Source organism: Streptomyces sp. NBC_00028, from assembly GCF_045041065.1.
Classification (GTDB): domain Bacteria; phylum Actinomycetota; class Actinomycetes; order Streptomycetales; family Streptomycetaceae; genus Streptomyces.
The window spans coordinates 4,890,910-4,911,996 of record NZ_CP108293.1 but is presented as its reverse complement, the minus strand read 5'-3'; the positions used below and the strand labels follow the sequence as shown (position 1 = coordinate 4,911,996).

Below are 21,087 nucleotides of genomic sequence, written 5' to 3'. Positions count from 1 at the left end.
GAACACCGCCGGCCTCCCCCGTCACACGGCGTGACGCGGGGAGGCTGGCTCATGTTTCGCACCGATTCCAGGTGCCAGGTGTCAGACGTGTCCGATGCCGCCGCTGCCGAAGCCTCCACTGGACCCCGGAAGCCAGCGTTTGCGGTTCTGGTCCTTTCCGCGTCTCGTACCCGAATGATGGAGCTGGTACGGCATGAGCCGTTCCTGCTCAGCGAGCGGGAGCTCGTCCGGTTCCCGCATCTCTCTGATCTCGTGGATCGCGCCGGTGCTGGGAAGACTGGGCTGGTCCTCGGGGCGCGGCCGGGGAAGTTCCCGGTCCCGGACCCGCATGCCGAACTGTACGGCCCAGATCAGTGCCCCGGCGATGACCGCGCCACCGACGAATGCGGCGATCACGTTGAGCACATCGCTCCCCGCGGCCGCTTCTACGAACGCTGCCGTACTCATATCGCAATTATCACCGAAACGGCAGAAATGGGGAGTGCTCCATCACGGGCCCTGTCGTCAGCCGTGACGGCCTGTGGCGCGCCGGACGCGGACCGTGCATCGCCCGGATGTGAACGGTGTGAACGCCAGGACGGCAACCTGTCCCGTCCCGGCGCCGACTGACAGGTGAAATCCCGACCCCACGAAGGGAGTTCACCTCCATGCGCATCCGCGTCGCACGACTGGTCGCCATCCTCACCGCCGTGCTCGCGGCGGCCTTCACGACGGCCGCCCCCGCCCAGTCGGCGGACAACTGGAACCCGCCCTCGAACCTGGTCCAGCCCCTCAACGAGGTCTGGAACCACGTCTCGTCGACCTATCCCGACCTCTACGGCTTCAAGAACTACGGCTGGGACCAGGTCATGGCCAACAAGGGCAGCATCAACTACTGCGTCCGCTGGGAGTCGGACGCCCCCGTCAGCACCGCGCTGCGCGACCAGATCCACGCCGCCCTGAAGAAGCAGTGGGGCAAGTGGATGGCGGCCATGCTCGACGACGGCACCGGCACCAACGCCTGGCCGTACGCGAGCGTCCCGGTCAACATCGTCGGCTGGGCGGTGAAGAACCGCTCCACGCTCCAGTGGACGGACAACTCCGTCGACGTCTACGCCGGCAACCTCGACAGCGCGGGCGCCCCGCAGTGCGCCCCCGACTGCGGACGCTTCTTCCACCAGGACGGCAACTACTCCAGGTGTCCCGGCGGAGTCACCCGCCACTACGACCAGTCCCTGTGGCTGACCAAGGGCTTCCAGGGCGGCGCCGGCGGTGACTGGGGACAGCGCGTCGGACAGGAGTACTTCACCGGCGCCCTGGCCCAGGAGAACATCCACATCTATCTCCACGAGGTCGGCCATACCTTCGGTCTGGACGACTTCTACGACTGGACGCCGACCGGCCAGTGCTGTTTCCTCATGAACGCCGGATCGGCCACGCAGATCACGGACTTCGACAAGTGGATGCTGCGTGACTTCTGGCGCCATCTGAAGAGCCGTTACGGACTCTGACCGGCACGAGGAGCGCGGGTGGGCGACGTGGACAGACCGGCGGCGCCGGTCCTGGTGACCGGCGGCAGCGGATTCGTCGGCAGTCATCTGGTGAAACGGCTCCTGGAGCGCGGCCACCAGGTCCGCACCACGGTCCGTGCCACCGCCCCCTCACCGAAGACCAGGCCCCTTCTCGCCCTGCGGGACCGATTCCCGGGCAGGCTCGACCTGTTCGCGGCGGACCTGCTCGTCGAGGGCTCCTTCGACGAGGCGGCGCGGGGCTGCGCCACCGTCTTCCACGTCGCCTCCCCGTTCCTCATGCCGGAGAAGATCAAGGACGGCCGGCGGGACGTCGTCGAGCCCGCGCTGCTCGGCACCCGCAATGTCATCGGGTCGATCGAACGCACCCCGACCGTCCGCCGCCTGGTGTTCACGTCCACCGTCGGCGCGATCTTCGGCGACTACATCGACGTACTGGAGACGATGAAGGACCAGGTCCTCACGGAGGAGTACGTCAACACCACCAGCACGGTGGAGAACAACCCGTACCACTACGCCAAGACCGTCGCCGAACAGGCGGCCTGGGCGGCGGCGAAAGCGCAGGACCGCTGGCGGATGGTGGCGCTCAACCCCGGGCTGATCCTCGGCCCCTCCCTCACCCCCGCCTCCGAGTCCGGCAGCCTCTTCCTCCTGGAGGAGCTGTTCAAGGGCTACTTCTTCTACGGCGCCCCGGACTTCAGCTTCACCACGGTCGACGTGCGGGACGTCGCCGACGCGCACATCGCGGCGGCGGAGCACGAGGACGCGCACGGCCGGTACATCCTCGCGGCGGAGACCATGAGTTCCTTCCACGACATGGCCCGCGTCCTGCGCGCCCACCGCCCCCGCGACCTCCGGCTGCCCCGAACCCGTCTGCCGCACTGGCCGGTTCGTCTCCTGGGCCCCGCCTTCGGGCTGTCCCAGGACTACATCCGCAAGCACCTCGGCATCCGCTTCCGCGTCGACAACCACCGCAGCCGCGACGAACTCGGCGTCACCTACCGCCCGTTCGAGGAGACGATCCTCGACCACCACCGGGCCTGGCGGACGCCGACGGGATGACCGTCACCCGGTGGAAGTTGCACACGTCCGCCGTGTCGGCCTGCGGCGCCTGATGGGCCTTGAGGGCCATGCTGACCAGGCTCATCAGCAGATCGACGTCCGTGTCGCAGTCGAGGTGGACGGTGACCCAGCGGGAACCCGGGACCAGCCGGATGGCCGTCGACTCCGAGAGGTCGGCGGCGAAGCGGTCGAGCGCCCGGTCGGTGAGATGCAGATCCACGTCGTGGGCGGAGTGGAAGTGCACGATCTCGCTGCGGCCGGCGCGCAGGGCGCTTCCGGTACCGCAACTGGCCTGCCCCGTAAGGAGGTCGGGCCAGACTCGCAGGCGCTCCAGGGCGCGCTCGGCCAGCGTCATGCACCCATCGTCGCCCGCTCACCGCGTCGCAACCAGGGGTTGAGCGAAACGTAACCGGGGCGTGAGGTCCCTCCTTCGGAGGAAAAGTGACGTTCCTTTCGGTTCAACAGGCAACCTCGACACACCATTTACCGGTCTCACAGGTTGCTCACAGAACCGGCCCAGGCGCGTTGGGGTGCGCCCGTAGCAGTGGCCGGCCGGTGGGCTGTCCAGTCCGATGCCACTGACCATGGCACTCGCAGACGAGGAACCGATGACCAGTCAGTACCAACGCAGCCGCGCCCGACGCGTGGCGCTCGCGGCCGCGGCCGCGCTCACCGTCGTCGTCACCGGTGCCGGGGCCGCTCCCGGCGCCGGCGCGGCGCAGGCCGCCACACCCGGCAAGCCGAAGCTGAAGCTGATCGCCGCGTCGAACGCCGTGACGCTCGACCGGTGGGAGGGGGAACCCGGGGTCTACCTCGACCTCGGGACGTATGTCACCGTCGACAACGCGCCGCTGGAGTTCCAGGTGAAGCGCAAGTCGTACAAGGACCCGGTGGTCGCGCAGCAGATCCTGCGTGACGCGAAGGGCAAGAAGATCGGGAGCAAGGCCCTGCCCGCGGGGCTGGTGAAGGACTTCTCCGGGCTGCCCGGCTTCCTGGAGGTGTCCATCAAGAACGCGCAGGGCCAGGAGGTGTCGAAGCCCAAGGGCACGTTCTGCCCGAACAACGCCTCGGGCCGGCTCCGTCCGGACGCCCCGGCGACCTCGCACTACCCGGAGAGCTGCCCCACCAACCCGTTCACCCTGGGCTCGGTGTGGGGTGTCGAGAAGGGCTGGGCGGCCAACTCCTCCACCGTCGACTACGACAAGCCGGTCGACCTGCCGGCCGGTGAGTACACGGCCAAGGTGTCCGTCGCCAAGAAGTACCGGGACGCCTTCGGCATCCCGAACGACCAGCGGACCATCAAGGTGACCGTCCGCCAGATCAGCGACGGCGGCGGAGGCGGGGGTGCGGGCCGCGGCATGAGCGCCCAGCACGGCGGCCACGACATGGCCGGTATGTCCGGCATGGCGGGTCACTCCATGGCCCACCACTACGGCCCGCGCGGCGCCGACGAGCCCACGCCGGGCGCCCTGTCGCACGCCCTGGAGGACCGGGGCCTGGCCCACCACCTGGGCGACGGCGCCGGGCACACCGACGGCTCCCGGATCGCGCCCGCGCTCAAGCCCAACAGCAAGCGGCCCACCGGCCGGGCGGGCGTGGCGTCGAACGTGCCCAAGCCGGACCTGCGTTCGCTGCCGGCCTGGGACATCGCCATCACCGACGGCGAGGACGGCGACGTGGCGGGCAAGGACTACCTGGCGTTCAGCGCCAACGTCTGGAACGCGGGACCGGCGCCGCTCGTCGTCGACGGCTTCCGCAAGCCGGGCGCCGATCTGATGGACGCGTACCAGTACTTCTACGACGCCAAGGGCAAGCAGATCGGCTACGCGCCCACCGGCACCATGGAGTGGGACCCGCGCGTCGGCCACGAGCACTGGCACTTCACCGACTTCGCCAGCTACCGGCTGCTGAGCGCGGACAAGCAGGACATCGTCAAGAGCGGCAAGGAGGCGTTCTGCCTCGCCAACACCGACGCGATCGACTACACGGTGAAGAACGCCAACTTCAAGCCGTACAACACCGATCTGTCGACGGCCTGCGGCCAGCAGAACTCCATCTCGGTCCGTGAGGTCCTTGACGTCGGCTCCGGCGACACCTACACCCAGTACCGTCCCGGCCAGTCCTTCGACGTGACGGACCTGCCGAACGGCACGTACTACATCGAGGTCATCGCCAACCCGGAGAAGCGCCTCCAGGAGACGAACCTGAAGAACAACGTCGCCCTGCGCAAGGTGGTTCTCGGCGGTACGCCGGGCGCCCGCACGGTCCAGGTCCCGCCGGTCGACCTGATCAACGCGCCCTGACAGTTCGATGGGGCTGAGGGGATCAGGGCGGTGGGAACACCGCTCTGATCTCCCAGCCGTGCCCTTCGCGAGGTCCCGCCGCCAGCTCACCGCCCAGCGCCGTGACCCGCTCCTTCAGACCGACGAGCCCGAATCCGCCGCCGTGCGCGGCGTCCGGGAGCTGGGTGCCGCCGCGCCCGTCGTCGGCCACGGACACCACCAGCCGCCCGCCGTCGAGACGCAGCCGTACGTCCACCCGGGTCGCGTCGGCCGCGTGCCGGCGTACGTTCGTCAGCGCCTCCTGCACCACCCGGAAGGCCGCCGCCTGCACCTCGTGCGGCAGGTCGGCCGGGACGTCGGAGCGCAGGGTGACGGTCTGACCGGGCCCCTGACCGGGACTCTGGTCGGGGTTCTGACCGTGGCTTCGGCCGGGGTTCGCGAAACGCGAGGTCAGCTCGGCGATGCCGGCGAGGTCGCCGACGGGCCGGTGGTCCGCCGCCCCGCCCGTGGCGTCCCGCAGCACCCCGACCGTGCGGCGCATGGAGGCGAGCGCCTCGGTCGCGGCGCCCTCGATACCGGCGAGGACCGGGTCCAGGGCCTGCGGCTGCGTGGCGGCCATCATGCGGGCCATCTGGGTCTGCACGAGGATGCCGGTCACATGGTGGGCGACGAAGTCGTGCAGGTCGGCCGCGATGGCGAGGCGTTCCTCGCGACGGGTGTCGGCGACGGCGACGGTCCTGCGGTAGTCCAGGGACCGCAGATACGCGGCGAGCGAGGCGACGAGCGCGGCGAGAAGCGCGCCGACCAGCAGATAGCCCGGCGCCTCCTTCTCGGTGAGCGAGCCGTAGTACCGGGCGGGTGTGGTGAGCAGCGCCGCCGCGTCCAGCAGCCCGCACACCACGGCCCAGCGGGGCGGACAGTGCCGTACGGCGATGAACAGCAGGCACAGCAGCACGGCGGTCTCGCCCGGACCGAAGACGCCGGTGCGGTGGGTGGCGTACGCCGTCGCCGTGTAGAGGAGCGAGGCGAGCGCGGGCACGGCCGTGCGCAGCGGCGGGGTGAGCCAGGCGGGGCGACGCGCGGGCGGCCACAGTACGGCGGCCAGACCGACGGCGAGGACCAGCGCCGGGCGCAGTGCGCCGAAGCCCGCGCTGCCCGAGGACAGCACGTCGACGACCGCCAGCACGAGCAGCGCGCCGACGCAGGCACCTCGCCCCACGCCCCGGAGGGAAGGGGACTTCATACGGCTCACGTTAGGCGGCGGCGCCGTCCGCGACCTCGGCCGAACGGCCGAGGGACGGGTGGGGCCGACGGGAGTTGTGAAACAAGGCGTGACGCGTGGGGGAGATTCGGTACCGGACTCCTGTGGGCGGCGCACCTGCGCGAGAGGCTCGGATCCCGCAGGGCTGGTGTTGCCGTGAAGTGAACCGGCCGCCCTGTCGCGCCATCGCTCGGAAGGCCCTTTTGAAGTGAACGCTCCCACCCCCCACAGAACCGCCGCCGCACGTCTCGCGCTGGCCGTCGGTTCCGTCCTCCTGCTCACCTCGTGCGGGGTCGTCGACGCCGCGGACGGCGGCGACAGCACGCAGCGCCCGGAGAAGCGGGAGGACCTCACGGTGGGGCTGCTCCTGCCGGACAAGGAGACCAAGCGTTTCGAGAAGTTCGACTACCCCCTCATCAAGGCCCGCGTCGCCGACCTCACCCACGGCAAGGGCAAGGTCCGCTACGCCAACGCCGAGGCGAGCGCGAAGCGCCAGAGCACGCAGTTCGACCAGATGATCGCCGCGCGCGTCGACGCGATCCTGGTGGACGCGGTCGACGCCAAGGCGATCGCGCCGGACGTGCGCAAGGCGAAGGAGGCGGGCATCCATGTCATCGCCTACGACCGTCTCGCCGAGGGCCCGGTCGACGCGTACATATCCCACGACAACGAGCTGGTCGGCGAGGTGCAGGGCCGCGCCATCATGGAGGCGCTCGGCACCGAGGCCGAGACCAGCAAGATCGTCATGCTGAACGGCTCACCCGCCGACCCCAACACGGCCCGCTTCAAGCAGGGTGCGCTCGGCGTCCTCCAGAACAAGGTCTCCATCGCCAAGTCCTACGACGTCCAGGAGTGGCTCCCGAAGGTCGCCGAGGCGGACATGGAGAAGGCGATCGCGGCGGTCGGCCTGAACAACATCGCCGCGGTCTACTCGGCGAACGACGGCATGGCGGGCGCGGCGATCGACGCGCTGAAGAAGGCAGGCGCGACCACGCTCCCGCCGGTCACCGGCCAGGACGCCGACCTGCCGGCGGTGCAGCGGATCGTCGCGGGCGAGCAGTACATGACGGTCTACAAGTCCTTCCTGGAGGAGGCCAACAACGCCGCGGAGATCGCCGTCGCCAAGATCCAGGAGCAGGACATCATGTTCGACTCCCTCACCCAGGACACCGTGGACAGCCCCACCCAGGACGACATCCCCTCGATGCTGGTCCCGGTGGTCGCCCTGACCAAGGACAACATCAGGACCACGGTGATCAAGGACGGCGTCTACACGGTCAAGGACATCTGCACACCGGAGTACGCGACGGACTGCGCGGCGATCGGGCTGGAGTAGGGCGGGGTGGGCGGCGGTGGCCGCTGGTCTGATCGTCAGCGGCCGCTTAGGGTCGGGGGTATGTCTCTGAGCGTGACGGACGTCGATCGTTTCGAGGCCTCCAGGTATCGCCTGCAGGCTCTGGCCTACCGGCTGCTCGGCTCGGTCGGGGAGGCCGAGGACGCCGTACAGGAGACGTACCTGCGGTGGCAGGCCGCCGACACCGGGCGGATCGAGGTGCCCGAGGCCTGGCTGACCAAGGTCCTCACCAACCTCTGCCTCAACGAACTGACCTCCGCCCGAGCCCGCCGTGAGACCTACGTCGGCCAGTGGCTGCCCGAACCCCTCCTCGGCGGCGACCCCATGCTCGGCCCCGCCGACACGGCCGAACAGCGCGAGTCGGTGTCGTACGCCGTGCTCACCCTGATGGAGCGGCTCTCGCCGAACGAGCGCGCGGTGTACGTGCTGCGCGAGGCCTTCGACTACCCGCACCGTGAGATCGCCGAGATCCTCGACCTCACCGAGTCCGCCTGCCAGCAGATCTACCACCGCGCCAAGCAGCACGTCGCGGACGACAAGGCGCGCAGGGCCCGCGCGGAGACCGACGAGGCCGCCGCCCGCCAGATCGTCGAGGAGTTCCTCGCCGCCGCGACCAGCGGCGACACCAGCTCTCTCGTGCGCCTGCTCACCGACGACGCGATGAGCGTCGGCGACGGCGGCGGGAAGATCCCGGCCCGCACCACCCCGTTCGCGGGCGCCCTGTCGGTCGCGAAGTTCCTGCGGGGCCTGTTCAAGCCCGCCCAGGTCAAGCGGGACTACGCGGGCGGCCGGGCCGAGATGTACGCCTGGACGGCGAACGGCGAGCCCGCCGCCGTCGCGGTCGTGGACGGCCGGGTCGTGGGGATCATGTGCCTGGAGGTCACGGCCGAGGGCATCGTCGCGGTCCGCAACCAGGTCAATCCCGACAAGCTGACGCGGGCGACCGAGCAGTGGGCGGCCGTCGACCACGGAAAGCCGCTGTTCCTGGCGTTCTGAGCAGACTGGGGAGCTGCTGTGACGCAGCTCACATCCCTCCTCTGTCAGGAATCAAGTCCCTGTCCGGTTCAAGGTGCGAGCCCGAACCCGAACCGGACAGGAGCCCGAACCATGAAGCACCACATCGTCGTCCTCGGAGCCGGCTACGCCGGAGCGATCACCGCCGGGCGCATCGCCCGCCGGCTGCGCCAGGGCGACGTCCGGATCACCCTCGTCAACGCCGAGCCCGACTTCGTCGAACGCGTCCGCATGCACCAGCTGGCCACCGGCCAGGACCTCACGCCCCGCCCGCTCGCGGACCTGTTCAAGAACACGGGCGTCGAACTCCGCATCGGCCGGGTCACGTCGGTCGACGTGGACGCGAAGACGGTCACCGTCGACGGCACGACCGAGGAACGCCTCCCCTACGACACCCTCGTCTACGCCCTCGGCAGCCGCTGGGCCGACCAGGGCGTCCCCGGTGTCACCGAGCACGCCCACCAGATCGCGAGCCGCCCCGGCGCCCTCCGGCTGCGCGACCGCCTCACCGAACTGACCGCCGGTGCCCCCGTGGTCGTCGTCGGCGCCGGCCTCACCGGCCTCGAACTCGCCACGGAACTCGCCGAGACGCGGCCCGACCTCGACGTCGCCCTCGTCGCCCGCGGCGGTCTCGGCGACTGGCTGTCCCCCAAGGGCCGGGCCCATGTCCGCAAGGTCGCCGCGGACCTGAACATCACCGTCCACGACCACACGACGGTGACCGCCGTGGACGACGGAGCGGTACGTACGGCGACCACGGCCCCGATCCCCGCCGCCGTCACCGTCTGGACCGCCGGCTTCGGAGTCCACCCCATCGCCGCCGCGACCTCCCTGGAGGTCACCGGCACCGGCCGGATCGTCGTGGACGACACCATGCGCTCGGTCTCGCACCCCGACGTGTACGCCGTCGGCGACGCCGCGTACGCGATGGGCCCCGGCGACAAGCCGCTGCGCATGTCCTGCGCCTCGGCCACACCGGCCGCCTGGCAGGCCGCCGACGCGATCGCCGCCCGCCTCGCCGACGTCAAGGTCCCCAAGGCGCCGATCCGCTACTTCCACCAGTGCATCAGCCTCGGCCGCAAGCAGGGCCTCATCCAGATGGTCAAGGCCGACGACACGGTGACGGACCGCGCATGGGCGGGGCGCGGGGCGGCCCGCTACAAGGAGTTCATCTGCAAGGGGGCGTACTGGGGCGTGGCCAAGCCGGTGATGTACCCGGTGCGACGCAGGAAGGTGACGCTGCGGGCGGTTGAGGCTGTTGCCGTGTGAGGAAGGCGGAGTGGGTGGCGGGGTCAGGATTCGAGCCGCCTGGGAAAGCTGCGCCACTTGCGTCGCTCAACGGTGCGCTGGGTGTCGGGATGGTCCTCACCGAGCAGACGATGCTGACGGTGGAGGGTGTCCGCAAGGAGGGCGTCGGCGTCCTCGGTCCGGCCCAGGTCCGCGAGGTCGATGGCGAGATTGCCGGCGGTGCGCAGCGTGTCGGTGTGGTCGTCGCCGAGCGTCCGGCGTCGGCGGGCAAGGGTGTCCTCGCCGAGGGCGACGGCTTCGTCGGTCCGGCCGAGGTCCGCGAGGTCGATGGCGAGGTTGTTGGCGGTGTGCAGCGTGTCGGGGTGGTCGTCGCCCACCTTGCGTCGCAGCAGATCGTGGGCCTCCGCGTCCAAGCGGCGTGCCTCTTCGTGGTTGCCCGTGCCGGCGACGGCGTAGGCGAGACAGGCGGCCGCCGCCAAGGTGACCACGGAGTCCTCGCCCAGCTCCTGCTGCCAGGCCATGTACAAGTGGTAGAGCCTGCGCCCTGCCTGACCGAAATGCTCCTGGTCCACCAGGACCCGACAGGCCTTGAGCGCCGCGTAGCGGGCGTCGTCCGTGGTGAGGTCGCGCGGGGCGATGACGAGCAGATGGGGCAGGAGTTCCGCCCGCCGCAGCTCGTCGGTCGGCGCGGTCAGCAGGTTGCTGGCCGTGGCGGCGGCTCGGCTGTGCTGCTCGGGGGTGAGCTGGTCGCGCAGAACGGCCTGGGTCAGCCGGGGCATGTGGATGCTGCCGCCGGACACCCGGGCCAGCCCGACCCGTTCCATCAGCATGAGAAGTTGCCGGAAGGCATGGGGGCTGATCCCCAGGGCGGCCGGGCTGAGCGGCAGGGGCGCGGGAGCGAGCAGGACGCACGCCTGTAGCAGATGGGCGGCTTCGGAACTCTCCTCGGCCAGTCTGCCCATGCTCTTCGTCAGCTGGGAGGTCAGGGACCCCGGGTAGTCGGGCGGCCCGTCGTCGTGGAGCGCGTCCGCGGCACGCTCTTGCAGCAGTTGCAGGTACTGGTCCGGAGGGAAGACATACAGAGCGTCCGCGGCCTGGACCAGGGCGAGCGGCAGATCATCCAACGCGTCGGCCAGGCGCGCCGCGTCCGCTTCGGTCAGGTCGCGGCTGCGCGAGGTCAGCAGGGCGACCGCGTCCGGTCGAGACAGGACATCGACGTCGACCGTGGTGGCGGTCTGGCGCCAGTGGGGGTTGCGGGAGGTGATCAGCACATGTCCGTTGCCGCTCGGCAGGAGATCGATGAGTTCGGCCGGGTTCTCGACGCTGTCGAAGATCAACAGCCATCGCGACCGGCTCCGTAGCTCCTGGTGGAGAGCCTGCACCGCGTCACCCGGGGGGCTGTCCGGCTGAGCGCAGCCGATGGCCACCGCGAGTTCGGCCAGGAACGAACGGCCGACCCCGGGCAGGTACCAGACCAGATCGTACTTGCCCCTGAACCAATGCGCGTACTCGATGGCCAACCGGGTCTTGCCGACCCCGCACGGTCCGGTCAGCACCAGCGGCGCGGCAGCGGGACCGTCGACCAGCCTGTTCCTGATCTCCAGCATCAGCTCACCGCGCCCGACGAAGTCGGCGTGACGCGTGGGCACGTTCCACACGCTCGGCCCGTCTTCCGGTGCCCGAGTCTCCGCTCTGCCCGCCGCGGGGAACGCGGGGGGAGTCAATGGCGCGGCACCGGGGTTGGCGACCGCCCGCAACAGCGCATCCCGTGCCCCCTGCTCGTCTACTCCGAACAAGTCGGTGAACCCGTGCCGTTGCAAGGCCGGCGGCATCTCGGTTTCCGCGATGCGCATCGGAACGAACTTCTCCGGAACCTGGAGCAGTCCCGCCAAATCGTCGGCCACGTATGCGCTCGCGCCGTACAAGGACACGACCCTGTACTGATCAGGAAGGGCCATGAGAGTGGCGACCAGGCTCTCTCCCGTCCGCCCGGGCCAGTCCTGGTCGATTTCGTACCCCGCCTCCCGCAAGTTCCATGCCACCCACTCCGCCCACGCCTGATCCTCGCGCGCGTGAAGGATGAATGCGCGGCCTCGCTCCGACTGCGAAGACGCGCCGGAACTGACGTCGACGACATCCGACCGCACCCGTGCCGCGATCGCTCCGGCGACCTCCGCCAGCCCGTCCTCGGCAAGGTCGTAGCTCGGCAGAGACTGGACCAGGGACGGCAGCTCCCGCCGTACCCGCGACGACCCCACCACGGGAAACACCGTGCGATCCGACTGCTCGTCCAACGTCTGGCGCAGAAAGTAGTTCAGCTCGTCCCGGTGCCAGGGGTCCACGGAGTCGCGAGCCATCAGGACGAGATGGCGGCAGGTGTCGATGATCGGGCGATGTCTCTCCGGTGATTCTCCGATGCTGGAGAAGACGGACAAGCTCTCGGCCGCCAGTAGTTGCGCGAGGTGTCTGGTCGCGTCCTCCGTCTTCGACGTGCCGCTGATGAACAAGTCGAACTGGTAATGCCCTCCACGCCGCCCCGTCCGCACCGCCGCGTCCACATACGCGTCCCGGCTCTCCGTGAACAGCCGCGCGTCCTCCAGGTTGCGGGCGATCAGCGCGGCGATGGAGGCGATGCTGTGGCTGATCAGCTGCGGGTTGCGGAAGTCCTCCGTGATCACCGGGAGGTCCTCGCCGAAGGACCAGTACGCCGAGTAGGGCACCGTGCAGTTGTCGAGGACCCGCTCGACGGGGGATCCGTCCGGTACCCAGGCGTCGTAGCTGGACTTCAGGTCGCCGCGCAGCCTGTCACGCCACTCCGCGGCCCGCTCGTACTCCTCGCTCATGTCGAAGCGGCAGAGCAGGGGCAGGGTCAGGAGGCGCGAGCGGTCGTAGGGAAGTCCGTTGCGGGCGACGGCCGCGCGCCGCACCACGTCCAGCACACCGTCGACGTTCTGCTGGTTCGCGGTGAAGGCGAAGGCGAGGATGTGCGGCAACTGTGACGTGCAGATGCCGCCTGAGTCCGAGATCCCCGTCCGGCTGTCCACGAAGACGACGTCGTACGAGTCGATCCAGCGCTCTCGCCACTCCTCCAGCACGTTGCCGAAGTCGCGCTCCCGGTACAGCGCGTCCCAGTCGATGCTCTGCACCTTCGCCACGTAGTCGTCCCCGACACCCCCCGCGGGGATGAGGTCGAGGGTCGCTCCGCCGGGCAGGGTGACCTGCGTGACGTCGTCGAGCGCCCCCACCCGTTCCCCCTCCCGCACCCGCAGCACCATGTCCGTCAGCCCGCTCTGGGGGACGGACATGAAGGGGCGGAAGTAGTAGTGCAGGCCGGGGGCCTCCAGGTCCCAGTCGACGCACAGGACCCGGTAGCCCCACTGGGCCAGCAGTACGGCGGAGTTGGAGAGCAGGAAGCTGCGACCCACACCGCCCTTGTAGGAGTAGAACGTCGCGATCCGGCCCTGGGGCATGGTCATGGTCATCACAGCCTCGGGACGGAGTTCTGCGAGGACTCAGCGTGGGCCGCCGGGCGGACGATCGGCCAGCCCTCCTGCCACGCGGGCGCGCATGCGAGACAGGCCGCGACCTCCTCGGCGACCGTACGCATCCGGTCCTGGAACCCGAGATAGGCGGGCGTGTCCCGGAACTGGGGCCCGTCGTAGCCGTACTTGGTGAGCTCCTTGTACTGCTGGATCTTCTGCGCCTCTTCGGGGAAGTGGTCGCCGTCCATGAAGTTGATCGGGTACACCAGAGTCGGCGCCTGGCCGTTCGCCGCCGACAGCGACTCCTGCCGGCGCTGCATGCTCTTCCACTCCGCCATGCACCACTCCGAACGGAAGTACGGCGGCGACCAGATCGCCACCAGGCAGCGACTGCGCAGCAGCGCCTGCTCCAGCCGTTCCGGCCACGCCGAGCCCGCGGGTATCTCGAAGTCGACGAAGATACGGGGGTCGTTGGGGAGCAAGTCCTCCAGATACAGCTGGAGTTCGCGGCTGAAGTGGTTCTTCACCCAGTCCCGCACATGTCCGCGATGGCTGTAACTGATGAAGACGTCGTAGTCGTAGTCCACCGTGCCCCCTCCGGCGTGCCGCACGGCGCAAATCTAGGGCAGGAAGGTCAGTTACGTCCTGACCTTCCTGCCCTGGAGGGAAGCAAGCCCGCCTAGAGGGTGACCTGCACCCCGCCGAACGTCACCACCAGGCTGCCGTTCGAGGCGAACGACCAGCCGAGGGCGCCCGCGTACGAGGAGCAGCGGGAGCCGTTGGTGCCGGACCAGAACTGGTTGGAGCTGTCGGCGTCACCGACGTACCGGTCGTTCGCACCGCTGTTGCAGGAGGTGTTGGAGCGGAAGACCGACGTACCGGTCTCGAAGTTGAAGTTGCGTTCCGTGTTGGCGACGGACACGTTGCTCGTGATGGTCATCTTGCCGGGGTTGCTGTTGTACGTGAACCCGTGATGCCCGTTGCCGTAGGCGATGCTGTGCTGGACGACGTGGTTGACCGCGATGGAGTCGCCGCCGAGCTTGTAGCCGTTGCGGTCACCGTTGCCGGCCTGGGAGCCGTCGCTCAGGGTCCCGTTGCCGTACGACAGCGAGTATTCGATGGTCACCGGGCCGATCGCACCGGTGTCCGTCTTGGTGTACAGGTCCCAGCCGTCGTCGATGTTGTTGTGCGAGACGGCGTACCGGAAGACGTTGCCCGTGCCCGTCGTCAGCTTCGCCGCGAAGCCGTCCGCGTCCTCGCCGTCGGAGTCGGCGTTGTCGTGCGACTCGGCGCTGAGGATGAGGTTGTTGGACGGCCACTCGCTGCTCGGCGTGGAGGAGGCGATGCGGCCCAACTGGAGGCCCGTGTCACGGTTGTAGCGGGTCACCGTGCGCTCGACGACGTTGTTGCTGCCGCCGACGTAGATGCCGTTGTCGCCCGCCCGCTCGACGACGAGGCCGTAGAGCCGCCAGTAGTTGGCGTTGAGCTGGATGCCCCGGTTCGACGAACTCTCGCTCTGCGCCGAGAAGTTGAGGACCGGAGTCTCGCCCGGGTAGGCGGACAGAAGGGTGCGAGCGCTGGACGTGCCGTTGCTGCCGGCCGGGATCGTCACGGTGGACGAGTAGTTGTACGTACCGCCGCGCATGTAGATCGTGCCGCCGGAGGTGATGCGGCTGATCGCGGAGGTGAGGGTGGTCGGGGCGCTCGCCGTGCCGGCCGCGCTGTCCGTGCCGGTGGGCGAGACGTACAGGGCGCTGGAGGAGGGCGGGGTGGTGGTGCCCGAGGTCTCCACGTCGATGTAGTCGATGTTCGCCAGACCGCCCGCGCTGGTCGGGTTGAGGCGGATGGTGTTGCTGCCCGCGTTCACCGGCACGGTGAACGTCTTGGTCGCCCAGGTCGTCCACGCGCCGGTGCCCTCGAAGGAGGCCGAGGCGGAGGTCGAGCCGTTCACGACCACGTCCGTGGCGCGGGCCGTGGTGGTGCCGTTGGCGAACCGGACGCTGACGGTCGCGGTGCCCGCGGCGGAGGCGGTGACGGTGAACTGGTTGTAGGCGCCGGACGCGTTGTTGCCGTTGCAGTATCCGGAGCCGGAGTAGCCGGTCCACTCGGTCTCGACGGCGCCGGTGCACACGGCCGGCGAGGTCTCGGCCTCGTAGCGGGTGGTGGCGGCGTTCGCCGTGGTACCGGAGAGGGCGACCAGGGTGCCGGCGAGCAGGCCGACGGTGGTGGCCATGGAGGCGGTGATGCGTCTCGTGCGGGGACCGGAGAGCTTGGTCATGGGGGCCGTGCCCTTTCTGTTGCGGGTTGGGTGTGGCAACGTGGCGTGCCGTGTTCGCGTTCGTGTGAATGAACGCGAAGGAACACGCCGCGTTGTGCCGCACCTCTTCCAGAGAGGGGAAAGCGCTTTCTCCGGACCGTAAGGGCCTGCTGTGTACGCGTCAATAGACGTGTACGTGATTGCCGTTCATGACCATGAACTCGCGAGAGGGCTGGGGGTCAGCTCTCCGTGGCCTTGGGCGCCGCCTGCTGCACCACCTCGAAGGACCACAGCGTCGCCCCGGTCGCGGCGGGCTTGGGCCGCTCGCCACCCTCGGTGCCGGTGCCGGTGCCGGTGCCGGTGCCGGTGCCGGTGCCGGTGCCGCCGTGGGAGGCCTGGGCCATCCCGGCCCTCCACTTCTCGAAGTCCTCCTCGCTGCGCCAGCGCGTGTACACGAGGTAGGTGTCGGTGCCCTCGACGGGCCGCAGCAGCTCGAACCACTCGAAGCCGTCCGAACCCTCCACGGAACCGGCCCGCGCGGCGAACCGCTTCTCCAGTACCTCGCGCTGTTCCGCCGGGACAGTGAGTGCGTTGATCTTGACGATGCTCATGGAGCCATTGTCGCCGCAGGGGGCTCCTGAGCCGCGGCGGGCCGGGCACGGAACGTACGGCGGTAGGTGTCCGGCGGGACGCCGACCGTGCGGTGGAAGTGGCGGCGCAGGGTGGTGGCGGTGCCCATGCCGGTGGCGGTCGCGATCGTGTCGACGCCGTCGTCGGTGGTCTCCAGCAGCTCCTGGGCGCGGCGGATGCGCTGGGTCAGCAGCCACTGGAGCGGGGTGGTGCCGGTCGCGGCCCGGAAGTGGCGGGTGAGATGGCGTGAGCTCATCCCCGCCCGGCGGGCCAGGTCCTCCACCGTCAGCGGTTCGCCGAGGCGTTCGATCACCCAGGGCAGCAGCGCGGCGAGCGGATGGTCGTCGCGGGCGGGGACCGGCGCGGCGACGAACTGCGCCTGCCCGCCGGCCCGGTGCGGGGGTACGACCAGTCGGCGGGCGGCGGCGTTGGCGACCGACGATCCGTGGTCCTGTCGTACGAGATGCAGGCACAGGTCCATCGCGGCGGCCTTCCCGGCGGAGGTCAGGACGGTGCCGTTGTCGACGTAGAGGACGTCCGGGTCGACCTCCACCTCGGGATGGCGGGCGGCCAGTTCGTCGGTGTGCGCCCAGTGCGTGGTCGCGCGTCGGCCGTCCAGCAGCCCGGCCGCGGCCAGCACGAACGCGCCCGTGCACAGGGACGCCACCCGCGCCCCCGCCTCATGCGCGGCGCGCACCGCGTCGACCAGCTCGGCCGGCGGGTCCACGTCGACGTCCGCCCAGCCCGGCACGATCACGGTGTCCGCGTCCCGCAGCCGCTGTAGACCGTGGTCGGGTTCGAGCCGGAACCGGCCGACCCGGACCGGGGCCGAGCCGCAGACGCTCACCTCGTACCAGGGGACGGTCACCCCGTCCGGTACGGCGCCGAACACCTCGTACGCCAGGGAGAGTTCGAAGTGGAGCATGCCGTCGGTGACGGCGAGGGCGACGGTAGGGGCCATGTCCGTAATTGTACGGGGCATGTCGTTCCGGACACTCACGGTGGAGCGAGGTCGGCGCCCAGGATGGTGGTCAACGGATCAGCCGGGCAGAAACTGGGGGACGTCATGGGAGCGGGAGCCGGTCAGAAGGTCGCGGTGTTCGGGGCGTACGGGCACACCGGGCGCTTCGTGGTGGCGGAGTTGGCGGCACGCGGATTCGTGCCGGTCCTCTCCGGCCGCGACGCGGAGAAACTGAAGGTCGTAGGGGTCGAGTACGACGTGGAGGCGCGTCCCGCGTCGGTCGACGACCCGGTCTCACTGGACCGTGCGCTGGCCGGTGCCGCGGCCGTGATCAACTGCGCGGGGCCGTTCGCGACGACCGCCGCGCCGGTGATCGAGGCGGCGCTGCGGGCCGGGATCCCGTATCTGGACGTGGCGGCGGAGATCGAGGCCAACGTCGACACGTTCGCCGCCTTCGCGGACCGTGCCCGTGCGGCGGGCGTGCCGGTCGTTCCGGCGATGGCCTTCTACGGCGGGCTCGGCGACCTGCTGGCCACGGCCGCGATGGGGCAGTGGACGGCGGCCGACGAGGCGCATGTCGCGTACGGCCTGAACAGCTGGCACCCGACGCCGGGGACGCGGATCGCGGGCGAGGTCTCGCGGGGGCGGCGGGACGGGCGGCGGGTGCGGTTCAGCGGGGGGCGGCTGGAGTACCGGGACGACGCGGCTCCGGTACTGACCTGGACGTTTCCGGAGCCGCTGGGGGCGCGGGAGGTCATCGGGGAGTTCACGATGGCCGACGTGGTGACCGTCCCCCGGCATCTGGCGATTCCCGAGGTGCGGACGTACATGACGGTCGAGGCGGCCCGGGACCTGGCGTCGCCGGAGACTCCGGCGCCGGTGGGGGAAGAGGGGCGGGCGGACGGCCTGTCGGCGCAGACCTTCCTCGTGGACGTGGTGGTGCGGTCGGGCGGGGCGGAGCGGCGGGCCGTGGCGCGGGGCCGGGACATCTACGCCGTGACGGCGCCGCTGGTGGTGGAGGCGACGGAGCGGGTGCTCTCGGGGCGGACGAAGGTGCGGGCGGGGGTGGTGTCGGCCGGGGAGATGTTCGACGCGGCGGACTTCCTGGGGACGCTGGCGGACCACGTGGCGGTGGAACTGCCGTAACGGTCAGGCAAGTTGGGATGCGCAGGCCGGTCACCCTTGACGTCGGGGTGACCGGTAGGCATCTTGGGAGCGCTCCCAGGCAGCTGGTCCTAGCCCGCCCCTCCGCTGTCCGAAAGCGCGCCTTCGTGGAAAGTGTGAGTGCTCATGCACAGTCAGACCAAGCGCCGCCTGTCCCCGGCCGAGCTCGACGCCCTGCTGCGGGCCTCGGCGGGTACGGGCTGCCGGGTGGAGACCGAACTGACCGACGGCTGCTACAACACGGCCTACCGGGTCCGTCTGGACGACGGCCGCCCCGCGATCGTGAAGCTCGCCCCGCTGCCGGAGGTCCCGGTGCTGCGCTACGAGCGCGGCATCATGGCGACGGAGGCGATGGTGTACCGGCGCCTGGCCGAACTCCCGGCCGAGCGCCGCGTTCCCGGCCCCGAACTCCTCTACGCGGACGACGAGTTCCTCATGGTCTCCCTCCTGGAGGGCACGCCCTGGGACAAGGTGTCCACCGCCCTCCCTTCGACGGTGGAAGGCACCCTACGCCGTGAACTGGGCGCGCTGACCGCCCACTTCAACACCATCACCGCGTCGGACGGCCGCTTCGGCTACCCGGCACCGGAGTCGGGCCTGTCGGCGCCGGACTGGCGGACGGCGTTCACGCTGATGGTGGAGGCGCTGCTGGAGGACGCGGCGCACTGGAACGCGGCCCTGCCCGAAGAGCCGGACACGATCCGCAAACTGGTGGCCGAGGGCGCCTACGCCCTCGACGAGGTCACCGTCCCCCACCTGGTCCACTTCGACCTGTGGCCCGGCAACGTCTTCGTCACCGACGGCCCCTCCCCTCGTATCACCGGCCTCATCGACCACGAACGCGCCTTCTGGGGCGACCCGGCGGCCGAACTGATCTCCCTGGCCTTCGGCGGCGACGCGGGCCCGAGGAGCGACGTGGTCGCCGGCTACGTGGCAGCCGGCGGCACCCTCGACGTCACCCCGACCCACGACTTCACCCCGGCCCTCCACCACCGCCTCGCCCTCTACCAGCTCTACCTGGGCCTGATCCTGGTCGTGGAGGACGGCCCCCGCGCCACGGACGACACCGGCCATGTGGCTTGGAGCCGGGGGTATTTGGCGGAGGCGGTGGGGCGGGTGCGGGGGTTGGGGTAGTGGTGGTGCACGCGGATTCCCGGCTCACTTGCCGGCTGGTGGGCCGTACCACTGCAGTGCCTGGCCGGTGACGCCGGCGATGCACTCGAAGTCCCGGTCGCAGTGCAGGAGGGTCAGCCCCTGCAGTTCGGCCGTGGCGGCCACCACCAGGTCGACGGGGCCGGCGCTGCGGTGCTGCCCGCGCTGAGTGAGGGCTTCCTGGACCTGCGAGGCGCGGTCGTAGGCGCGATCGTCGACAGGTACCCAGCCGAAGAGGAGCCGTATGTCCTCGATGCCGCGTGTCCGGTCGGCGGCGGACCGTGCGCTGTAGAAGAACTCCAGTTCGGTGATGGGGCAGGTGGCGAGGAGTCCGGCTGCGGCCGCCTGGTCCCATCCGTACTGTTCGGCGTCGCCGCGCAGCAGACGGGCGAGTGCGCTGGTGTCGATCAGGAACTGCGCGGCGTTCACCGGCGGTAGTTTTCCTTGTCCTCGAAGAGGGACAGGTCGAAGGAGCCGTCCGCTGCCGCGGCCCGCAGGCGGGCCAGGGCGAGTGCGCGTCGGCGGCTCTCCAGCACCTCGCGCAGCGCTGTGTTGACTGTCTCCTTCTTGGTGCTCGTGCCGAGGGCTTTGGCCACGTCCGCGAGCAGCTGGTCGTCGAGGTCGATCACGGTCCGGCTCATCGAAGGCACCTCCTTTGATATCAACGGCACCATCGATGATATACGCGCTTGTGCAACGGGCCTCCCCTTGCGGGACTCCATCGCCCGTCAAGTGGTGCCCTCGAAGCTGAGTGGTGGCTTGAGGTGTGCGGTCGTCGAGGTCTTTCGCAGGTGTGGCGGTTCTTCGGGGCGATCGAAGTTCCTGACAAGGCCCCTCCGCGAGTGATACCTTCGCGAAGGAATGTTTTTGGCAACGGGAGGGGTCCGGGAATGACGGTGGTCGCGGGTATAGGCAGCGGCGAGATACGGGTCGAGACGGCGTACCGGCCGGCCTACCTCGTCTTCTGTGACGTCGACGAGACGCTCATCGACTGCAAGAGCATGTTCGAGTTCCTGCGCTTCCAGCTCGTGCGGAGGTTCGGGGAGGAGGGCGAGCTGCGGTACCGGCTCGTCGAGGCCGACCTCAAGGGGCGGTCCGCCGCCGGGGTGCCCCGCGAGGACGTCAACCGGGCCTACTACCGCTCCTACGCAGGTGAGAGCGCCGAGGAGATGGCCGTCCTGGGGAGGGAGTGGTTCTCCCTCGCCGCTTCCGCACCCGGCTTCTTCATCGGCTCCACCGTCGCCGAACTGGCCCGGCACCGCGCGGCCGGCGCCGACATCGTGCTCGTCTCCGGCTCCTTCGCGCCCTGCCTCGACCCCGTCGCCGAGTACGTCGGCGCCCGGCACGTCCTGTGCTCCTCGCCCGTCGTGCGCGACGGCCGCTACACCGGCGAGCTGCCCGAGCCCGTGATCGGCGAGGGCAAGCGGGCGGCGGCCCTGCGGCTGCTCGCCGAGCACCCGGGCGTCAACCCGCGCGACTGCTTCGCCTACGGCGACCATCCCTCCGACTTCCCCCTCCTCGACTGCGTCGGCCACCCCCGTGGCGTCGGCGACGACCCCGTCGTACGCGGTTATCTCGCCCGGCGTGCGGACCGGGCCGCGGTCGCCGTCTCCGGGTGTGCGCTCGCCTGCTGGTCCATGGGCCGCGACGAACAGTCCGAGGGCTGCACCGGGGAGTGCGCGCTGCCGCTGGGCTGAGCGCGCGCACGGACA

The 21,087-nt window shown here is 70.0% G+C and carries 19 protein-coding genes; 9 read left to right on the top strand and 10 right to left on the bottom strand.

What is annotated here, in order from left to right:
- Positions 1 to 81: 81 nt before the first annotated feature.
- On the bottom strand, positions 82 to 447 hold the full coding sequence (locus OG885_RS22060) for a DUF6479 family protein (RefSeq protein ID WP_405734245.1): 366 nt from the start codon (positions 445 to 447) through the stop codon (positions 82 to 84).
- 200 nt (positions 448 to 647) lie between these two features.
- Here OG885_RS22060 and OG885_RS22055 point away from each other — a divergent pair, with 200 nt between their 5' ends.
- Together OG885_RS22055 and OG885_RS22050 are read left to right on the top strand one after the other, a co-directional pair.
- On the top strand, positions 648 to 1,490 hold the full coding sequence (locus OG885_RS22055) for a hypothetical protein (protein ID WP_405734243.1): 843 nt from the start codon (positions 648 to 650) through the stop codon (positions 1,488 to 1,490).
- An 18-nt stretch (positions 1,491 to 1,508) separates the two neighbouring features.
- Positions 1,509 to 2,570 carry an NAD-dependent epimerase/dehydratase family protein gene (locus OG885_RS22050; protein ID WP_405734241.1) on the top strand — a complete coding sequence of 354 codons (1,062 nt, stop codon included), beginning with the start codon at positions 1,509 to 1,511 and terminating at the stop codon, positions 2,568 to 2,570.
- Here the strand turns inward: OG885_RS22050 and OG885_RS22045 are convergent.
- On the bottom strand, positions 2,503 to 2,925 hold the full coding sequence (locus OG885_RS22045; protein WP_405734239.1) for a luciferase family protein: 423 nt from the start codon (positions 2,923 to 2,925) through the stop codon (positions 2,503 to 2,505). The two genes, OG885_RS22050 and OG885_RS22045, sit on opposite strands and share 68 nt — an antisense overlap.
- Positions 2,926 to 3,154: 229 nt before the next feature.
- Between OG885_RS22045 and OG885_RS22040 the strand changes: the two genes are divergently transcribed.
- Positions 3,155 to 4,873 carry a lysyl oxidase family protein gene (locus OG885_RS22040; protein ID WP_405734237.1) on the top strand — a complete coding sequence of 573 codons (1,719 nt, stop codon included), beginning with the start codon at positions 3,155 to 3,157 and terminating at the stop codon, positions 4,871 to 4,873.
- A 22-nt stretch (positions 4,874 to 4,895) separates the two neighbouring features.
- On the opposite strand, the gene OG885_RS22035 is transcribed toward OG885_RS22040, so the two are convergent.
- Entirely contained in the window at positions 4,896 to 6,095 is a 1,200-nt protein-coding gene (locus tag OG885_RS22035) for a sensor histidine kinase (RefSeq protein WP_405734235.1), read from the bottom strand.
- Between the two features lie 226 nt (positions 6,096 to 6,321).
- Between OG885_RS22035 and OG885_RS22030 the strand changes: the two genes are divergently transcribed.
- The 3 genes from OG885_RS22030 to OG885_RS22020 all read left to right on the top strand — a co-directional run bounded on the left by OG885_RS22030 (position 6,322) and on the right by OG885_RS22020 (position 9,750).
- On the top strand, positions 6,322 to 7,449 hold the full coding sequence (locus OG885_RS22030; RefSeq protein WP_405734233.1) for a sugar ABC transporter substrate-binding protein: 1,128 nt from the start codon (positions 6,322 to 6,324) through the stop codon (positions 7,447 to 7,449).
- Positions 7,450 to 7,509: 60 nt separating this feature from the next.
- Positions 7,510 to 8,463 (top strand): RNA polymerase sigma-70 factor, encoded by a 954-nt coding sequence (locus OG885_RS22025; protein WP_405734231.1) that lies wholly within the window; start codon positions 7,510 to 7,512, stop codon positions 8,461 to 8,463.
- Positions 8,464 to 8,574: 111 nt separating this feature from the next.
- Positions 8,575 to 9,750 (top strand): NAD(P)/FAD-dependent oxidoreductase, encoded by a 1,176-nt coding sequence (locus tag OG885_RS22020; protein ID WP_405734229.1) that lies wholly within the window; start codon positions 8,575 to 8,577, stop codon positions 9,748 to 9,750.
- Between the two features lie 23 nt (positions 9,751 to 9,773).
- Here OG885_RS22020 and fxsT read toward each other — a convergent pair whose 3' ends face one another.
- The 5 genes from fxsT to OG885_RS21995 all read right to left on the bottom strand — a co-directional run bounded on the left by fxsT (position 9,774) and on the right by OG885_RS21995 (position 17,059).
- Positions 9,774 to 13,205 carry an FxSxx-COOH system tetratricopeptide repeat protein gene (gene fxsT / locus OG885_RS22015; RefSeq protein ID WP_405734227.1) on the bottom strand — a complete coding sequence of 1,144 codons (3,432 nt, stop codon included), beginning with the start codon at positions 13,203 to 13,205 and terminating at the stop codon, positions 9,774 to 9,776.
- A gap of 5 nt (positions 13,206 to 13,210) precedes the next feature.
- Positions 13,211 to 13,822 (bottom strand): TIR domain-containing protein, encoded by a 612-nt coding sequence (locus tag OG885_RS22010; RefSeq protein ID WP_405734225.1) that lies wholly within the window; start codon positions 13,820 to 13,822, stop codon positions 13,211 to 13,213.
- 68 nt (positions 13,823 to 13,890) lie between these two features.
- Positions 13,891 to 15,444, bottom strand: coding sequence for a carbohydrate-binding protein (locus OG885_RS22005; RefSeq protein WP_405742810.1), 1,554 nt, complete (start codon positions 15,442 to 15,444; stop codon positions 13,891 to 13,893).
- A 263-nt stretch (positions 15,445 to 15,707) separates the two neighbouring features.
- Positions 15,708 to 16,079, bottom strand: a complete 372-nt coding sequence (locus OG885_RS22000) for an antibiotic biosynthesis monooxygenase family protein (RefSeq protein WP_405734223.1) — start codon at positions 16,077 to 16,079, stop codon at positions 15,708 to 15,710.
- Positions 16,076 to 17,059 (bottom strand): helix-turn-helix domain-containing protein, encoded by a 984-nt coding sequence (locus OG885_RS21995; RefSeq protein ID WP_405734221.1) that lies wholly within the window; start codon positions 17,057 to 17,059, stop codon positions 16,076 to 16,078. Before OG885_RS21995 ends, OG885_RS22000 begins: the two co-directional genes overlap by 4 nt.
- Before the next feature lie 105 nt (positions 17,060 to 17,164).
- Between OG885_RS21995 and OG885_RS21990 the strand changes: the two genes are divergently transcribed.
- Positions 17,165 to 18,205, top strand: coding sequence for a saccharopine dehydrogenase NADP-binding domain-containing protein (locus OG885_RS21990; RefSeq protein ID WP_405734219.1), 1,041 nt, complete (start codon positions 17,165 to 17,167; stop codon positions 18,203 to 18,205).
- A 144-nt stretch (positions 18,206 to 18,349) separates the two neighbouring features.
- Positions 18,350 to 19,357 carry a phosphotransferase family protein gene (locus OG885_RS21985; RefSeq protein ID WP_405734217.1) on the top strand — a complete coding sequence of 336 codons (1,008 nt, stop codon included), beginning with the start codon at positions 18,350 to 18,352 and terminating at the stop codon, positions 19,355 to 19,357.
- 24 nt (positions 19,358 to 19,381) lie between these two features.
- Here the strand turns inward: OG885_RS21985 and OG885_RS21980 are convergent, their stop codons facing one another.
- Together OG885_RS21980 and OG885_RS21975 are read right to left on the bottom strand one after the other, a co-directional pair.
- The gene (locus tag OG885_RS21980; protein WP_405734215.1) at positions 19,382 to 19,804 is read right to left on the bottom strand and encodes a PIN domain nuclease; all 423 of its coding nucleotides are present in this window, start codon (positions 19,802 to 19,804) and stop codon (positions 19,382 to 19,384) included.
- The gene (locus OG885_RS21975) at positions 19,801 to 20,016 is read right to left on the bottom strand and encodes a type II toxin-antitoxin system VapB family antitoxin (protein ID WP_405734213.1); all 216 of its coding nucleotides are present in this window, start codon (positions 20,014 to 20,016) and stop codon (positions 19,801 to 19,803) included. Before OG885_RS21975 ends, OG885_RS21980 begins: the two co-directional genes overlap by 4 nt.
- Positions 20,017 to 20,265: 249 nt before the next feature.
- Between OG885_RS21975 and OG885_RS21970 the strand changes: the two genes are divergently transcribed.
- Positions 20,266 to 21,072, top strand: a complete 807-nt coding sequence (locus tag OG885_RS21970) for an HAD family hydrolase (RefSeq protein ID WP_405734211.1) — start codon at positions 20,266 to 20,268, stop codon at positions 21,070 to 21,072.
- Positions 21,073 to 21,087 lie beyond the last annotated feature (15 nt).

Excerpts from the sequence above, each read along its gene's own strand:
- OG885_RS22060 (WP_405734245.1), bottom strand. The coding sequence starts at position 447 with ATGAGTACGGCAGCGTTCGTAGAAGCGGCCGCGGGGAGCGATGTGCTC.
- OG885_RS22055 (WP_405734243.1), top strand. The coding sequence starts at position 648 with ATGCGCATCCGCGTCGCACGACTGGTCGCCATCCTCACCGCCGTGCTC.
- OG885_RS22045 (WP_405734239.1), bottom strand. The coding sequence starts at position 2,925 with ATGACGCTGGCCGAGCGCGCCCTGGAGCGCCTGCGAGTCTGGCCCGAC.
- OG885_RS22040 (WP_405734237.1), top strand. The coding sequence starts at position 3,155 with ATGGCACTCGCAGACGAGGAACCGATGACCAGTCAGTACCAACGCAGC.
- OG885_RS22035 (WP_405734235.1), bottom strand. The coding sequence starts at position 6,095 with ATGAAGTCCCCTTCCCTCCGGGGCGTGGGGCGAGGTGCCTGCGTCGGC.
- OG885_RS22025 (WP_405734231.1), top strand. The coding sequence starts at position 7,510 with ATGTCTCTGAGCGTGACGGACGTCGATCGTTTCGAGGCCTCCAGGTAT.
- OG885_RS22020 (WP_405734229.1), top strand. The coding sequence starts at position 8,575 with ATGAAGCACCACATCGTCGTCCTCGGAGCCGGCTACGCCGGAGCGATC.
- fxsT (WP_405734227.1), bottom strand. The coding sequence starts at position 13,205 with ATGACCATGCCCCAGGGCCGGATCGCGACGTTCTACTCCTACAAGGGC.
- OG885_RS22005 (WP_405742810.1), bottom strand. The coding sequence starts at position 15,444 with ATGGCCACCACCGTCGGCCTGCTCGCCGGCACCCTGGTCGCCCTCTCC.
- OG885_RS22000 (WP_405734223.1), bottom strand. The coding sequence starts at position 16,079 with ATGAGCATCGTCAAGATCAACGCACTCACTGTCCCGGCGGAACAGCGC.
- OG885_RS21995 (WP_405734221.1), bottom strand. The coding sequence starts at position 17,059 with ATGGCCCCTACCGTCGCCCTCGCCGTCACCGACGGCATGCTCCACTTC.
- OG885_RS21990 (WP_405734219.1), top strand. The coding sequence starts at position 17,165 with ATGGGAGCGGGAGCCGGTCAGAAGGTCGCGGTGTTCGGGGCGTACGGG.
- OG885_RS21985 (WP_405734217.1), top strand. The coding sequence starts at position 18,350 with ATGCACAGTCAGACCAAGCGCCGCCTGTCCCCGGCCGAGCTCGACGCC.
- OG885_RS21975 (WP_405734213.1), bottom strand. The coding sequence starts at position 20,016 with ATGAGCCGGACCGTGATCGACCTCGACGACCAGCTGCTCGCGGACGTG.
- OG885_RS21970 (WP_405734211.1), top strand. The coding sequence starts at position 20,266 with ATGACGGTGGTCGCGGGTATAGGCAGCGGCGAGATACGGGTCGAGACG.